Annotated in this window: 15 protein-coding genes and 1 tRNA gene; 6 read left to right on the forward strand and 10 right to left on the reverse strand. The window is 68.5% G+C overall.

Going from position 1 to position 14,465, the window contains the following annotated elements:
- Positions 1-113: 113 nt before the first annotated feature.
- The 4 genes from AACX88_RS06710 to AACX88_RS06725 form a co-directional block, all read right to left on the reverse strand.
- On the reverse strand, positions 114-317 hold the full coding sequence (locus AACX88_RS06710) for a cold-shock protein (RefSeq protein ID WP_339392270.1): 204 nt from the start codon (positions 315-317) through the stop codon (positions 114-116).
- A 278-nt stretch (positions 318-595) separates the two neighbouring features.
- Positions 596-1,246 carry a LytR C-terminal domain-containing protein gene (locus AACX88_RS06715; RefSeq protein WP_339392271.1) on the reverse strand — a complete coding sequence of 217 codons (651 nt, stop codon included), beginning with the start codon at positions 1,244-1,246 and terminating at the stop codon, positions 596-598.
- Between the two features lie 2 nt (positions 1,247-1,248).
- Positions 1,249-1,515, reverse strand: coding sequence for a DUF3263 domain-containing protein (locus AACX88_RS06720; RefSeq protein ID WP_339392272.1), 267 nt, complete (start codon positions 1,513-1,515; stop codon positions 1,249-1,251).
- A gap of 334 nt (positions 1,516-1,849) precedes the next feature.
- Positions 1,850-3,316 (reverse strand): aldehyde dehydrogenase family protein, encoded by a 1,467-nt coding sequence (locus AACX88_RS06725; protein ID WP_339392273.1) that lies wholly within the window; start codon positions 3,314-3,316, stop codon positions 1,850-1,852.
- A 158-nt stretch (positions 3,317-3,474) separates the two neighbouring features.
- Between AACX88_RS06725 and AACX88_RS06730 the strand changes: the two genes are divergently transcribed.
- Positions 3,475-4,167 carry a uracil-DNA glycosylase gene (locus AACX88_RS06730; protein ID WP_339392274.1) on the forward strand — a complete coding sequence of 231 codons (693 nt, stop codon included), beginning with the start codon at positions 3,475-3,477 and terminating at the stop codon, positions 4,165-4,167.
- A gap of 61 nt (positions 4,168-4,228) precedes the next feature.
- Here the strand turns inward: AACX88_RS06730 and AACX88_RS06735 are convergent, their stop codons facing one another.
- Both AACX88_RS06735 and AACX88_RS06740 read right to left on the reverse strand, forming a co-directional pair.
- Entirely contained in the window at positions 4,229-6,034 is a 1,806-nt protein-coding gene (locus AACX88_RS06735) for a threonine/serine exporter family protein (protein WP_339392275.1), read from the reverse strand.
- Complete coding sequence (locus tag AACX88_RS06740; protein WP_339392276.1) at positions 6,031-7,302, reverse strand: amidohydrolase; 1,272 nt, start codon at positions 7,300-7,302, stop codon at positions 6,031-6,033. Before AACX88_RS06740 ends, AACX88_RS06735 begins: the two co-directional genes overlap by 4 nt.
- 292 nt (positions 7,303-7,594) lie before the next feature.
- Here AACX88_RS06740 and AACX88_RS06745 point away from each other — a divergent pair, with 292 nt between their 5' ends.
- Together AACX88_RS06745 and AACX88_RS06750 are read left to right on the forward strand one after the other, a co-directional pair.
- Positions 7,595-8,488, forward strand: a complete 894-nt coding sequence (locus AACX88_RS06745) for an SGNH/GDSL hydrolase family protein (protein ID WP_339392277.1) — start codon at positions 7,595-7,597, stop codon at positions 8,486-8,488.
- A complete protein-coding gene (locus AACX88_RS06750) occupies positions 8,481-9,290 on the forward strand; it encodes an alpha/beta hydrolase (protein WP_339392278.1) in 810 nt (269 codons plus the stop codon). The genes AACX88_RS06745 and AACX88_RS06750 overlap by 8 nt, the downstream gene beginning before the upstream one ends.
- A 102-nt stretch (positions 9,291-9,392) precedes the next feature.
- Here the strand turns inward: AACX88_RS06750 and AACX88_RS06755 are convergent, their stop codons facing one another.
- The 3 genes from AACX88_RS06755 to AACX88_RS06765 are packed head-to-tail and all read right to left on the reverse strand — an operon-like array spanning position 9,393 to position 11,797.
- Positions 9,393-10,292: a tryptophan 2,3-dioxygenase gene (locus AACX88_RS06755; RefSeq protein WP_339392279.1), complete on the reverse strand. Its 900-nt coding sequence runs from the start codon at positions 10,290-10,292 to the stop codon at positions 9,393-9,395.
- A gap of 45 nt (positions 10,293-10,337) precedes the next feature.
- Positions 10,338-10,679 (reverse strand): hypothetical protein, encoded by a 342-nt coding sequence (locus tag AACX88_RS06760; protein WP_339392280.1) that lies wholly within the window; start codon positions 10,677-10,679, stop codon positions 10,338-10,340.
- Positions 10,676-11,797 (reverse strand): M4 family metallopeptidase, encoded by a 1,122-nt coding sequence (locus tag AACX88_RS06765; protein ID WP_339392281.1) that lies wholly within the window; start codon positions 11,795-11,797, stop codon positions 10,676-10,678. The genes AACX88_RS06760 and AACX88_RS06765 overlap by 4 nt, the downstream gene beginning before the upstream one ends.
- 107 nt (positions 11,798-11,904) lie before the next feature.
- Here AACX88_RS06765 and AACX88_RS06770 point away from each other — a divergent pair, with 107 nt between their 5' ends.
- The 3 genes from AACX88_RS06770 (at position 11,905) to AACX88_RS06780 (ending at position 14,204) form a co-directional block, all read left to right on the forward strand.
- Complete coding sequence (locus AACX88_RS06770) at positions 11,905-12,510, forward strand: ArsR/SmtB family transcription factor (RefSeq protein WP_339392282.1); 606 nt, start codon at positions 11,905-11,907, stop codon at positions 12,508-12,510.
- Entirely contained in the window at positions 12,507-12,881 is a 375-nt protein-coding gene (locus AACX88_RS06775; protein ID WP_339392283.1) for a hypothetical protein, read from the forward strand. The genes AACX88_RS06770 and AACX88_RS06775 overlap by 4 nt, the downstream gene beginning before the upstream one ends.
- Positions 12,882-13,130: 249 nt before the next feature.
- Entirely contained in the window at positions 13,131-14,204 is a 1,074-nt protein-coding gene (locus AACX88_RS06780) for an MFS transporter (protein ID WP_339392284.1), read from the forward strand.
- Positions 14,205-14,242: 38 nt separating this feature from the next.
- Here the strand turns inward: AACX88_RS06780 and AACX88_RS06785 are convergent.
- Positions 14,243-14,318, reverse strand: a tRNA-Thr gene (locus tag AACX88_RS06785).
- Between the last annotated feature and the right edge of the window lie 147 nt (positions 14,319-14,465).

Consider the following 14,465-nt stretch of genomic DNA (forward strand, 5'->3'; position numbering starts at 1 on the left):
CCGCCCCCCCCCCCCCCCCCCCCCCCCCCCCCCCCCCCCCCCCCCCCCCCCCCCCCCCCCCCCCCCCCCCCCCCCCCCACAGCCGTGCCGGCATCACGCCGGCGATGTCAGACTCAGAGCAGGGTGACGGATTCCGCCTGCGGACCCTTCTGACCCTCTCCGACCTCGAACTGAACCTGCTGGCCCTCTTCGAGCGAGCGGTAGCCGTCCATCTGGATTGCGCTCCAGTGAACGAACACGTCCTGGCCATCGCCTTCGAGGGTGATGAATCCGTAGCCCTTTTCGGCGTTGAACCACTTGACGGTGCCTTGTGCCATTACTTCTCCATAGAATGCAGTGTCATTTGAAATCCGTTTCCGACACCACGCAGTGCCGGATTCCGAACGCTAGTAAAACTCAACAGACCCCGCGATTTCTCTCAATTACCTCTGGAGATTGACCTCGGTGAAGCACGATCAGAACACAAGGTGCAGTGCTTGCCTAGCTGGTAAAACTCTACATCAGGCCCGGGCGGGTCACCCGTTCGCTCAACACTGTTATCAATTCGTTACTTTTGATTTCAACCAGCATTCACACGGTGAATTCGCGCAGAATCTCAGCCTTCGCCGAGGCCGTTTCCGCCCGCGCCGGAGGCATCCGAGCTGCCGGACGTACCACCTTCGGATCCCGTGGTCGCCCCACCGGATTCCGCGTCGCCGCCGCTCGGCTTGGGTCCGCGCTGGGCGATGTCCGAGCACACGACCACGGTGAGGTCGGCGGTGAAGTCCTTCGACTGCTCCGTCGCCTTGATGCCCAGGGCATCGGCGACGAGCTTCGCCTGCGCGGCGGAGTCCTTGTCCCTGTAGTAGACGACCGAGTCGCTGCGGGCGGTCGAGTAGTTGCCGACCTTCCCGATCGTCCACCCCTCCTTCTCCACGGCGTCGGAGAACTTCTTCGCCACACCGGAGACGCCCGAGCCATTGAGCACATCGACCTTGAGCGAGGAGTCGACGACGCTGACCTCGCTCTCCGAGGGCTTCGGAGTCGCCGGCGCCGAGGTCGCGGGCGCGCCAGCGCCTTCGCCGACGGTGGTCTCGGGGTCGCGCATCGAGGAGGTGATGATGTTGATGGCCGCAACGACGAGGAGCACGGCGACGAGGGCGAGGACGATGACCAGAGTGATCGCCCCGACGTTCGACGACGCCGAGTCCTGCCTGTGGGCACCGCTGCGACGTCCCGGTTCGATGGTGTCGAATTCGTCAGTCATGGCTACCTCGAGACGCGGGCCTGAGCGCGTTCGCTCTGCCGAGTGGTGCGGATGCGCCGCAGCCGCTTGACGAGCATCGGATCGCTCGCCAGCGCCGCAGGATTGTCGAGCAGGGAATTGAGGATCTGGAAGTAACTCGTCGCCGACATGTCGAAGCGCTCGCGGATCGCGTGGTCCTTCGCCCCGCCGTACTTCCACCAGCGCCGCTCGAACTCCAGAATGGACACCTCGAGCTCACTCAGTGCAGGGGTGCCCTCGTTCTGCGGCATAGACGGTGTGCTCCTTCGAGTGTTTTCTCTGAGCTTATGCTATCGCCCGAATGACATCACTGTCATTCTCGGCACGCGCACTCGCCCGTGTTCCCGCCTCGGACCGGGGATTCTCCCCCGCCGAGGCGGTGCTCCGCTGCCGTGGGCACGCGCCCCGACCGTCACGCAAGTCACATCCCGGTCCCCGGTCCCGGCAGGAATCCCAGGCCGCCTCCTCCGACTCCCCAGGCACGACGAGAGAGCAGGGCCGAAGCCCTGCCCTCGCGCCTCGACGGCGGAACCGCCTCGGCGAACGACTGCGATCAGACGCCGCGATGGCGTGACCGACGGCCGATCACCGGATGCGGATGTTGACCTGCTTGATCTGGGTGAAGCCCTCGAGCATGCCTTCGAGCGAGGCCTCTCGTCCGAAGCCCGAGTTCTTCATGCCGCCGTAGGACTGACCGGCCAGCTGACCGCCGCCCTGGTTGATCTGGATCCAGCCGGACTCGATCCGGTCGGCCATCGTCAGGGCCGAGTCGAGGTCCTTGGTGAACACATAGGCGGCGAGTCCGTACTCGCTCGTGTTCGCCATGTCGATGACCTCGTCGACGGTCTTCCAGGGGATGACGGAGAGGACGGGGCCGAAGATCTCCTCCTGGCTCGTCTGCCAGTCGTTCTGCGCCTTCGAGAAGATCACCGGCGCATGGTAGAAGCCGGGCTCACCGACGTTGAGCTCACCGTGGCCGTCGTAGGCGACCTCGACGCCGTTCATCGCCTTGCCCATCTCGATGTAGCTCTCGACCTGGTCGTACTGCTTCTCGTTGATGATCGCCCCGATGTCCGTGTCCTCGTCGCGCGGGTCACCGACCTTCATCGTCTTCACCGCGGCGACGAGCTTGGCGAGGAACGAGTCGTAGATGTCCTCGTGGAGGAAGAGGCGCGAGCCCATCGTGCACGACTGACCCTGGCGGGCGAAGCGGGTGGAGAGGAGGACCTGCTCGACCGTGTCCTCGTCATCGGAGTCAGGGAAGATGATGTTCGGGCTCTTGCCCCCGAGCTCCATCGACGAATGCGCAAGGCGGTTGCCGGCCACCTCGGCGACGTGACGGCCCACGCTCGTCGAACCGGTGAACGAGAGCTTGTCGACGTCGGGATGGACGTTGAGGGCCTCGCCGATGACCGAGCCCTTGCCGGTGACGACGTTGAGCACGCCGGGCGGGAGGATGCCGTCGAGGAGCTCGGCCATCTTGAGGATGGTCAGCGGCGCATCCTCAGCCGACTTGAGGACGATCGTGTTGCCGGCGGCGAGCGCGGCCGGGGTCTTGAACGCCGCGATCATCAGAGGCGAGTTCCACGGCAGGATGCCGGCGACGACGCCGAGGGGAACCCGCTTCGTGTACTGGAACTGCTTGTCTCCGGCGGGCAGGGTCGTGCCCTTGACCTCGCCGGCGACGCCGCCCATGTAGCGGAAGAGATCGGCGAGGATGACGGTCTCGGGCCGGGCCTGCGTGCGGATCGCGTTGCCGGTGTCGAGTGCGGTGAGCTCGGCGAGCTCCTCGGATCCGGCCTCGAGCGCGTCGGCGCACTTGATGAGCAGCTTCTGCCGCTCTTTGAACGGCAGCGCGGCCCATCCGGGGAAGGCGGCGCGGGCGGCCTTGACCGCACGGTCTGCGTCGACTTCCTTGCCCTCGGGCACCGTGGCGATGACGACGTTGCGGTCGATCGGGGTGATGACGTCGTGGGTCTCCCCGTCGAGGGCGTCGACCCATTCTCCGCCGATGAACATCTTCCAGGGTGTGGCGTCGGGAAATTGCGTCATTGTGGTGGACTCACCTTCCAGGTTCTCCGATGAACTCATTCCCCCGAGCATATCCCCCGGCCCCCTGCGATCTGAACGCCGGGAGGCTGGGCGATCATGCACACCTCGTCTGCGCTCGGAGCACATCGCGGCGGCGGTTCCTCGATAGAATCGCGGGCATGAGCTCGATGAGCACGATCATGTCCCCCGACTGGGCCGAGGCCCTGGCCGAGACGGAGGCCGACATCCACGCGATGGGCGACTTCCTCCGTTCCGAGAACGCCGCCGGGCGCTCCTACCTGCCGGCCGGCGATTCGATCTTCCGGGCGTTCGCCGAACCGCTCGCGAACGTCAAGGTCCTCATCGTCGGCCAGGACCCCTACCCGACGCCGGGACATCCGATCGGACTGTCCTTCGCCGTCGACCCCGAGGTCAGGCCCCTGCCCCGGTCGCTGACGAACATCTACAAGGAGCTCGCCGACGACCTCGGCATCGCCCCGGCCGCCCACGGCGACCTGCGTGCCTGGTCGCAGCAGGGCGTCATGCTCCTCAACCGGGTCCTCACCGTCGGTCCCGGCGCTCCCGCCTCGCACCGCGGCAAGGGCTGGGAGGCGATCACCGAGCAGGCCATCCGCGCCCTCGTCGCCCGGGATCAGCCGCTCGTCGCGATCCTCTGGGGTCGGGATGCGCGGAACCTCGCTCCGCTGCTGAGCTCCGGTCGCGCCGAGGTGGCCATCATCGAATCCGCGCACCCCTCCCCGCTCTCGGCGTCCCGGGGGTTCTTCGGCTCCCGGCCGTTCTCGCGGACGAACGAGCTGCTCGGGCAGAAGGGCATCCCCGCGATCGACTGGCAGCTGCCCGCGCAGAGCTGAGTCACCTGGAGCGTTGAGCCGCCTGCAGAGCTGAGCTGCCCGCGCAGGGCTGAGCCGCCCGTCAGGCCGGCCGCTGCGTCCCGTCGCCCGGCGCCGGGGCGTCCCCGGAGCGCACGGTCTCGGCGACGGTCTCGGCCCTGCGTCCCTTGAGCGGGCGGGCGAGGTAGCTGCCGAGGACGGCGCCGACGGCGAGCGCGGCATTGGCGAGGATCGCGGTGAACAGTGCGGACAGGCCCTCGGCGAACGTCGTCGTCTCCGTCTCCGCGACGATCCGGTAGACGGCGGTGAAGATGGAGAGTCCCTGGAGGAGGGTGTAGATCGCGGGGATCGTCAGCACGATCGCCGGCGCTCCGAGCCGAAGCGCGAGCGGCCGGGCGAGGAAGCCTGCGACGGTGGCCGAGAGCAGGCTCGCGAGCACATTGTCCATGCCCAGCAGCGTCAGCGACATCATCGTGATGAACGAGGCGAGGCCGACGACCGCGGCGGGCAGGATGAACCGCCGCGAGGCCTGCATGCCCACGGCGCCGGCCATCGCGACGACCGCGGCCGCCCCGAGGGAGACGATCATCGCGACGACGTGGACGCCGGAGCGCGGGACGAGGATCTCGATGGGCTGCATCCCCAGCGCCTGACCGCAGGCGACGCCGAAGGCCAGTCCCGAGACGATGCCGGCGAAGGAGAGGAACACCCCGACGAGGCGCCCGGCCGCGGTGAGCGGGAAGTTCGTCAGCGCATCCTGGACGGAGGAGTAGAGCGCCTGCGTGGGCAGGAGGAGGACGATGGCCGCGGCGACGAGGTACTGCGGGGAGTCGATGAGGCCGAAGTTGCCGGCGGCCATCGCCACCAGGGTCCCGATCGCCGCCTGCAGGGCGGTGATGAAGAACGACGGCAGGCTGGTGCGGCCGATGAGCTTGCCGAGCTGGAAGATGAACACCGCCATGGCGATGCCGAGGATGATCGCGACGGGGCCTCCCCCGAGGAGGAGGACGAGGCTGCCGACCATGAGCCCCCACGCCCCGGTGACGAACCATTCCTTGAACGGCCGGCGCTGGGAGCGGATCGCGTCGAGACGGCTGCGGGCGTCCATGAATCCGATCCGACCGTCGACGAGGTCGGAGACGAGCTTGTGGACGGAGGCGAGCTTCGCGTAGTGCGTCGACTCCCCGCGGTTGACCCGCATCACCGTCATCAGGCGGCCGTCGGAGGTCGAGTAGTGGACGACGAGCGTGCTCGAGGTCAGGTCCACCTCGGCGGTCGAGAGCCCGCACGCGGTGCACGCGGCGATGACGGAGACCTCGATGTCGTTCGTGCCCGCGCCTGCACGCATCATGATCGCCGCGATGTCCGCGGCGAGGTCGAGGATCATCCGCGCCTCGTCCTCGCCCGGTTCGCTCGCCTGCACGGGCGCCTGGTACGGGGTGCCCTTGAGGACGGTGATGATCGGCACCGGCTGCGTGTTCACCGAGGTGCCGGTGACGAGCCGGCCGACGGTGCGGCGGGCGACGCGCTGGGCGACCCGCTGGGAGGCGCCGAGGTGGTCGGTGCGCGGTTTGGTCTGCTTGGGTGCGCGGGTGCTGGTGCGCATCGGCTGCGCCTGCAGTTCGGCCAGGCGTTGGGCACGGGTGCGCTCGAGCAGTTCGCGCAGCGCCTGCGATCCTGCCTCCGACCGGCCGGTCACGGGACCCGTCGTCGTGTCCTGGTCGCGGACCACCTCGGCGGGTGCCCGGTCGACGGGGATGTCCGCGGTCGTCGCATTCTCGTCCGCCCCGGCGGGATCGGCCCGGTCGAGCGGGATGTCGGCGGTGGTCGCCTCGTCCGGAGCGCTCGGGGCTCCGGTCGCGGCGTCGTGGGAGGGCCTCTGTGTCACGGCTCGCTGATGAGAGTCGGGCCGTAGGGGTCGGCCACCTCGGCGGTGCCGGTCGTCGCGTCGAACGCGTAGACCCGGCGCCCGGAGACGAAGACCTCCTCGGCGCGGGAGTCGAGGTCGAGCGGGTCCCCGGACCAGATGACGAGGTCGGCGTCCCTGCCGGGCGCCAGCGATCCGAGCCGGTCGTCGAGGCCGAAGATCGCGGCCGGGTTGATCGTCAGCGCCTCGAGGGCGACGACGGGGTCGAGGCCCTCCTTGACGGCCAGGGACGCCTCGTGGATGAGGAAGTTGACGGGGATGACGGGGTGGTCGGTCGTCAGCGCGATCCGGACCCCCGCCTCGGCCAGCGCGGCGGCCGTGGCCAGGGTGCGGTCGCGCAGTTCGACCTTCGACCGGCTCGTCATGAGCGGGCCGAGGATGACGTCGATGCCCTTCTCAGCGATGTAGTCGGCGATCTTGTGACCCTCGGTGCCGTGGTTGATGACCAGCCGGTACCCGAACTCCTCGGACAGGCGGATCGCGGTGGCGATGTCGTCGGCCCGGTGGCAGTGCTGGTCCCACGCCAGGGTGCCGTCGAGCACCTCGGCCAGCGTCTCCTTGACGAGGTCGCGTTCGAACGGAGTGCCCTCCGCCTCGGCGTGATCGCGGGCGGCCCGGTAGTTCTGTGCCTCGACGAAGGCATCGCGGATGACCTTCGCGGTGCCCATGCGCGTGGACGGGGTGACCTTCTTCTCCCCATAGACCTTCTTGGGGTTCTCTCCGAGCGCGGACTTCACGGAGAGGTCCTGGGTCACGAGCATCTCGTCGACGACCCGCCCCCACGTCTTGACGAGCGCGGTGCGCCCGCCGATGGGGTTGCCGGAGCCGGGTTTGATGAGCGCCGAGGTGACTCCTCCGCGCAGCGCATCCTTGAAGCCGAGGTCGGCGGGGTCGATGCCGTCGAGTGCGCGCAGACCCGCACCGTTGGGATCGGTCATCTCATTCGTGTCATCGCCCGACCAGCCTTCCCCGTCCTCATGCACGCCGAGGTGGCCGTGGGCTTCGATGAAGCCGGGAACCACCCAGCGGCCGCCGGCATCGATGGTCTCGGTGCCGGCGGGGATCGCGGTGTCCGGTCCGCCGAGAGCGGCGATGACCCCGTCCGCGAGGACGATCGTGCCGTTGTCGATGGGTTCGGCCCGCGTGCCGTCGGCATCGGCGATCGGCAGGATGCGGGCGCCGACGATGGCGACGTCGCTTCGCGGGGGAACAGGGACCGAACGATACATCGTGCTCCTTCGACTGCGCGGGTGGTCAGTGTGCGTCTTCGCGGTTCGACTGCGGTTCTCGGCGGCGGATGTGCACGCCTGCCTGGTGGCCGCATCGCAGTGACGAGTCTACGCCACGACAACGGCCGGCAACGGCTCTGACCACGCCGTTGACCGAGCTTGCGGACTATTGTGCCGCGGGACTCAGAGGCTGTGGGGCGACGGCCCAGACTGTCAGGCTACTCATGGGTACACCTGGTCTGATCATGGGTATAGGTTGGACGCAGCGGACGAACGAGCGAAGGAGCCAACGATGCTCAGCACAATCCATTCCTATGTCGCGATCGGCGACTCCTTCAGCGAAGGACTCATGGATCCCGACCCGGACGGCACCCCGGACCGCTTCCGCGGGTGGACCGACCGGCTGGCCGAACTCCTCGTCGACTCCCCCGCCGCCGGACCCGAGCTCCTCTACGCGAACTTCGCGATCCGCGGCCGCCTCCTCCAGGGCGTCATCGACGAACAGGTGCCGAAGGTCCTCGACCTCAAACCGGATCTCGTGAGCTTCTGCGCGGGCGGCAACGACTGCCTGCGTCCGCGCACGGACATCGACGGGCTCGCCAACCAGTTCGAACGCGCCGTCATCGCGATGCGCGAGGAGGGCATCGAGGTCGTCATGGCCAACGGCTTCGACACGGAGACGATGTCGCCGCTGCTGCGCGCGGTGCGCCCCCGCGTCGGCGTCTACAACGCTCACCTGTGGACGATCGCGCAGCGCCACGGCTGCCACATGGTCGATGTGTGGGGGCTGCGTCCGCTCTACGCCGAGGACATGTGGGCCGAGGACAAGATCCATCTCTCCTCGACCGGGCACGACCTCGTCGCCCGACAGGCGCTCGCGACGCTCGAGTCCGGGCACTCGCTGCCGACGACCGGGTTCGGGATGCCCCCGCGCACGACCCGGCCCATCCGCGACGTCGTCGTCGAGGAGTCGAAGTGGGCGCGCGAGCACCTGGCCCCCTGGGTGGGACGGCGCCTGCGCGGGGAGTCTTCGGGCGACAAGCTCAGCCCGAAGGTCCCCGACCTCTCCCCCGTCCGCCGCACCGTCGACCATGAGCACGTCGCCGGTCGCGATGTCGAAGTCGAGCAGATCGTCAGCACCGATGCCGTGAGCGGCGAAGCAGTGAGTGAGGGACGGAATGACTGAATGGCCGCACACCTGGGCGCAGACGCCGCGCCCGAGCGAGGACGAGCGCAGCGAGTCCCTCAATGCGCTCGGGCAGAGGCTCGGCGCCGAACCGAACGTGACCCGTCACGCCTACGGGACCGATCCCGACCAGTTCGTCGAGGTCCACGGGGACCCGGCGACCGCCTCGGCGGTGGTGGTCTTCGTCCACGGCGGCTACTTCCGTCCGAGCATCGACTTCGTCCATGCCAGGCCGTTCGCGCTGGCCCTCGCCGCTCGGGGTCTGCTCTGCGTCCTCGTCGAATACCGTCGCATCGGCGGGCAGCCGCGCTGCCTCGACGACGTCACCGCCGCGATCGGCTTCGCCGTCGATGCGCTCGAGGAGTGGGGCGTGTCGGAACGGGCGCGTGAGCGGCCCGTCGTCGCCGGGCACTCGGCGGGAGGCTGCCTCGTGCTGTCGTGGGCGAGCCACCTCGGCGAGGAGGGGCGGGCCTTCCGACTGCGTCCGCTCGCCCCGATCTCGGATCTGCTGCGGGAGGTCGACGAGGGACTCGCGGACGGCGCGGTGCTCGACTACATGGGGGCCCCGCCGCAGGGGGACCTGCCGGCGTACCTGCGGGCAGATCCGCGGTCGCGGGCGGTGCTCATCCCGGCCCGTGCCGCCGCGCACATCATCCACGGGGATGCCGACGGGATCGTCGACGTGTCCTTCTCGCAGAACTTCCCCGCCCCGCTCACGATCCTGCCCGGGGCCGACCACATGGACCTCGTCGACCCCGAGTCGCCGTACTTCCCGCAGGTCCTCGAGCTGCTCCTCGCCTGAGCACCGCGAGTCTCCGCTCTCGGCAACCCTCCGGGCGCTGGGCAACCCTGCGCCGGGTGGCCGAGCGCCCGGAGGGTTGCTCTGATGCTCGGATGGGCGGCCTCAGTGCTTCGGGTGCGTCTGCGTGCCCGGGCCGTTCTCGATGCCGGTGCGGATGTCGAAGAGCTCGGGGAAGAACGTGAGGTCGAGGGCCTTCTGGAGGAAGCCCACGCCGCTCGACCCGCCGGTGCCGCGCTTCATGCCGATGATGCGCAGCACCGTGCGCATGTGGCGGTAGCGCCAGAACTGGAAGTTCTCCTCGAGGTCGACGAGCTCTTCGCAGCTCTCGTACTCCAGCCAGTACTCTTCGGGGTTCTCGTAGATGATGCGGAACGTCTCGAGCAGCTCCTCGTCGAAGGTGTGCGAGACGGTGACGTCGCGGTCGAGGATGCGCTGCGGGACCGGCAGGCCACGGCGGGCGAGGAAGCGGAGGAACTCGTCGTAGACGCTCGGCTCCTCGAGATACTGCTCGAGCACGGCACGGGCCTCGGGTTCGGCATCGAAGACCGCGAGCATCCCCCGGTTCTTGTTCCCCAGCAGGAACTCCACCGCCCGGTACTGCCAGGACTGGAAGCCCGAGGACTGGCCGAGTTCGTCGCGGAAGCCCACGTACTCGCTCGGGGTCAGGGTCGCGAGCACCGACCACTGTTCGGTCAGGGTCTTCTGGATGTGCTTGACCCGGGCGATGCGCTTGAGCGCGAGCTGCAGCTGGTCGGCGGCGATGAGCCGCCGGGCGTCGAGGAGTTCGTGGATGACGAGCTTGAACCACAGCTCGGTCGTCTGGTGCTGGATGATGAAGAGGAGCTCGTCGTGGTGCTCGGGGCTGCTCACCGGATGCTGCGCGGTGAGGAGTCGGTCGAGGTCGAGGTACGACCCGTAGGTCATCTGCTCCCGCAGGTCGGTGTGGATCTCGTCCTCGAGGGCGCGCTCGTTCTTCTCGGCTGTCGACGTGTCATGAGTCATGGGACAAGGATGTCACGCGCACGTGAATGCGGAGTTCACCTCGGCTCACACGGCCCCGGGGCGACGACGTTCGGGTTCGGCGACATCCTGGACGTGGTCGACCAGTTCCTTCCACTCCCCGGTCAGCTCGGTCTCCCCGAAGCGGGCATGCCCGAAGCGGCTCTCGATGAGGTAGACGTAGCGGTCGGCTGCGGACACGGAGCCGCGCGTACCCTGCGTCGAATCCCCGTGGCCCTCGCCGGTGCTCGGCCACGGGAGTTCGGCGACCCGTTCGCCGAGCTCCTCCCGGTGCTTGCTCGTGTCGATGTCGACGTCCCAGACGAGGAGGAACCCGCCGATGCCGCCGCTGCGTTCGACGAGGATGTGGCCGAAGCCGCCCGGGCTCACCAGCTGCTCCCGCGGTTGCCCCGCTCGGAGGCGCTGGTGGAGACGCCGACGGTCTGCCAACCTTCGACGACGGCGTCGTGGACGTCGGATCCCTCTCCGAACTGTTCGGCCGCCTCGGCGATGGTGAGGTCCGCGAACTCGGAGAAGCCGGTCTTCGACGTGATCTCCGGCCCGGTGAGGACCCCGTACCAGACCTGCCCGACGGTCTCCCAGGCCGGTCCGCCGACGGTGGTGGCCGCGAGCGCGAACGCGCGGTTGGGGATGCCGGAGTTGAGGTGGACGCCGCCGTTGTCGGATTCGGTCGTGACGAAGCCGTCCATGCTGTCCGGCTGCGGATCCTTGCCGAGGACGTCGTCGTCGTACGCGGTGCCCGGGGCGATCATCGAGCGCAGGGCCTTGCCGGTGACCGCCTCGGTGAAGATGCCCGCCCCGATGAGCCAGGTGGCGTCCTCGGCGTTCTGACTGGCCGCGTGCTGCTCGGTCAGGGCCCCGAAGACGTCGGCGCAGTGTTCGTTGAGCGCCCCCGACTGATCGAAGTACTCGAGGTCGGCGGTGTGGGTGATGACGCCGTGGCTGAGTTCGTGGCCGATGATCGACACCGAGCCGGTGAAGCCTTCGAACACCTCGCCGTCGCCGTCGCCGAAGACGAGGAGGCGGCCGTCCCAGAACGCGTTGTCGTAGTCCTTGCCGTAGTGGACGCTGGCGATGAGCGGTCCGCCCTGACCGTCGAGCGAGTTCCGGTCGAAGGCCTCGGCGAAGAGGGCGTAGGAGGCGCCGAGGCCGTCGTAGGCTTCGTTGACCGCGGTGTCCTCTGTCGGGGCGTCCCCTTCGCTGCGGACGAGGACGCCGGGCAGGTCCTCCTTGTTCTGCGCGTCGTGGATCTGCCGGTTCGGACCGGCAGCTCCGGCCTGCGCGCTGCGGGTCTGCGCAGTCGCCGAAGAGTCGTCGGCGTCCGGCGCGGCGAGCAGGCCCTTCGCCCGGAGTTCGCGCACCTTCGCGGAGGCCACGAGGTTGCTGCGGGCCGCGACCGCGGCGCGGGGGAACTTCTGCGCACCGCGTTCGGCGAGCGCGTTGAGGAGGTACGGCGGGACGACTGTTCTCACGTGTGCATCACTCATGTGACCACGGTCTCATCCGCGCCCGAGTGTTCGGTGAGAACCTGGAGGCCGAAAACAGTGCAAAAGTTTTCCTTGCAAAGACTTCTTTGCAGAGGTACCTTTGCAGTATGAGCGAGCCACAGACGACACCAGGACGCGAGCTCGACCCGTCCGCCCTCAAAGGCCTCGCCCATCCCCTGCGGATGGCGATCTACGACACCCTGACGAAGTACGGTCCGCAGACGGCGACGTCTCTGGCCGACCGCCTCGGCGAATCCTCGGGGTCGACGAGCTACCACCTGCGACAGCTCGCGCGACACCGCTTCATCCGTGAGGTCGAGGGCTCTGGCAGCGGACGCGAGAAGTGGTGGGAGAGGGTGCCCGGCGGCGTCGAGCTGCCCCGTCCCGGCGACGAGCGGGAGCCGGCGGTCAGCGCCGCGGCGGACTTCGTCTTCCGCGAGTGGACGCGCAGCAGCATCCACGCGCTCGAGGATTTCGCCGCCGCCTACTCCGACCCCGACCGTGTCCCACCCGAATGGGCCGAAGCCGTGGGTTTGACGACGATCAGCCTCCGCCTCACCCCCGAACAGCTCACCGAGGTCCGCAATCGCGTCCAGGAGACCACGCAGACCCTGGTCGAGGAGTTCCGCGGCCGCAACGACCCCGGATCCCGTCCCGTGCAGATCCAGTTCCATGCCTTCCCATTGATCGATGGAGAGGAAACCCCCTCATGAGCACTCTCATCAGCATCGACGGTGCGGTCAGGGACCGCCGCGGCCGACCCGCCCCCGTCGTCTCCGCACACCGCAGCGCGATGCGCGTCGTCGAACGCACGACCACGACGATCCGCGAGATCTACCTCGACGACCCCGCTCCCCGCACAACAGCTCCTGACCGACCGACGGTGGAGACCATCGCCGAGGCGAGCGGTGAGATCCGCGGGCTCGACCGGGCCGTCGTCCGCCTCGGGCTCTGGCTCGTCCGACTCGGCCGCCGCCGCGCCGCCGGCCTGCGACCGCACGCCGACAGCATTGCCGCGAGCCTCGATGCGACCAAGTCGCACAATGCCCGACTCGGGTTCGGAGCAGCGAGCTACCTCGGTTGAGATCCGCACCCCAGGTGCGACGGTGATGGTCGGACGGTCCATACGGTCAGGACCGCAACACGGACTCTCCGACCCCGGGATCAGGTCGTCCATACACTGATGACGTGCTCAAACCCATCCTGTGGCCGGTGCTCGTCCCGTCGCTGCTCTTCGCGGCAGGGTTGGGGGCGATCATGCCCGTCCTCGTCCTCGGCGCGCTATCCCTCGGGGCGAGTTCGGCGTTCGCGGCCGCGATCGTCGGGATCATGGGTGCGGTCTCACTGCTCGCGACGGTGCCGGCGGGAATCCTCATCGACCGCCTCGGCGATCGTCATCGTCGCAGGCATCGTCGCGGCGTTCCTCTGGGACGCACCGGGCTCGCTGCTCGTCTACACGATCGCCCTCATGCTCTTCGCCCCGGTCTCCGACGTGTGGAATCTTGCCCGGCAGGCCGTCGTCGCCGAGGTGATGCCCTCGGCCCATCTCGCGAAGGCGATGACGGCACTCGGCGGGAGCATGCGCGTAGGCAACCTCGTCGGGCCGATCATCGGCGCCGGCCTCATGCTCGTCTTCCCGATCTGGTCGGTCTTCGTCTTCGCCGGTGTCGCGGGGCTCCTCGCGATCCTCGTCATGGCCCTGCCGATCGCCCGGATCCCGGACTACGGGCACTCGCATCCCGATGCAGGCGCCACCACCGGCTCGAAGACTGCCTCTGCCGACGCCGCGACTGCGGGGACCGACTCGCCTGCAGAACCACCTCGGCGAGCGCGTCTCGACGTACGGTGGAACGCCGTCGTCCTCGTCGGGATCTCCATCGTCACCCTCACCGTGGCGCGCTCGGCTCAGCCGGTCGTCATCCAGCTGTGGGGTGTCTCGATCGGACTGCACGAGTCGCAGATCTCTCTGCTCATCGCCTTCGGGGCGGGCCTCGAACTCGTCTTCATGTTCCTCGGCGCCTACATCAAGGACCACCTGGGCCGGGTCGCCACGCTCGTCGCCTGCCTGACGATCTTCCGGGCCGGATTCATCGCGATGGTGACGATGCCGAACCTCGTCGGCATGATCGTGTCGGTGGGGATCATGGCGGTGGGCAACGGCCTCGGTGCCGGGGTGAACATGACGATCGGCGCGGACCTTTCGCCGAGGATCGGGCGGGCGCGGTTCCTCGGGATCTGGGCGATCTTCAACAACGGCGGCAAGCTCGCGGGTCCTTCGGTCATCGCCCTCGTCATCGCGATCGCCTCGCTGCGGTTCGGGGTTCTCTTCACCGGCTTCGTCGCGATCGCGGGTGCCGTGTGGGTGCTCGTGTGGGCGAGGCAGATCGGCCTGCCGGGGCGGAGATGACGATCGGGCCCGACAGTGACCTGCCGGACCCGATTCGATGGAGCCCCCTGTCAGACTCGAACTGACGACCTTCGCTTTACAAGAGCGGTGCTCTACCAACTGAGCTAAGGAGGCGCGGGCGCGGATCTCCCGCGCTCAATGCCTACACGATAGTAGTGCATCGGGCACTCGGGCGACAAAAGTCGTCACGCGAAACGGCCGGTCGGTGCGGGAGTTCCCTCCCGCACCGACCGGCCGTTCCGACGCCCTCAGCGCCTCAGC

Source organism: Brevibacterium metallidurans, assembly GCF_037101285.1.
In the GTDB taxonomy this organism is placed as follows: domain Bacteria; phylum Actinomycetota; class Actinomycetes; order Actinomycetales; family Brevibacteriaceae; genus Brevibacterium; species Brevibacterium metallidurans.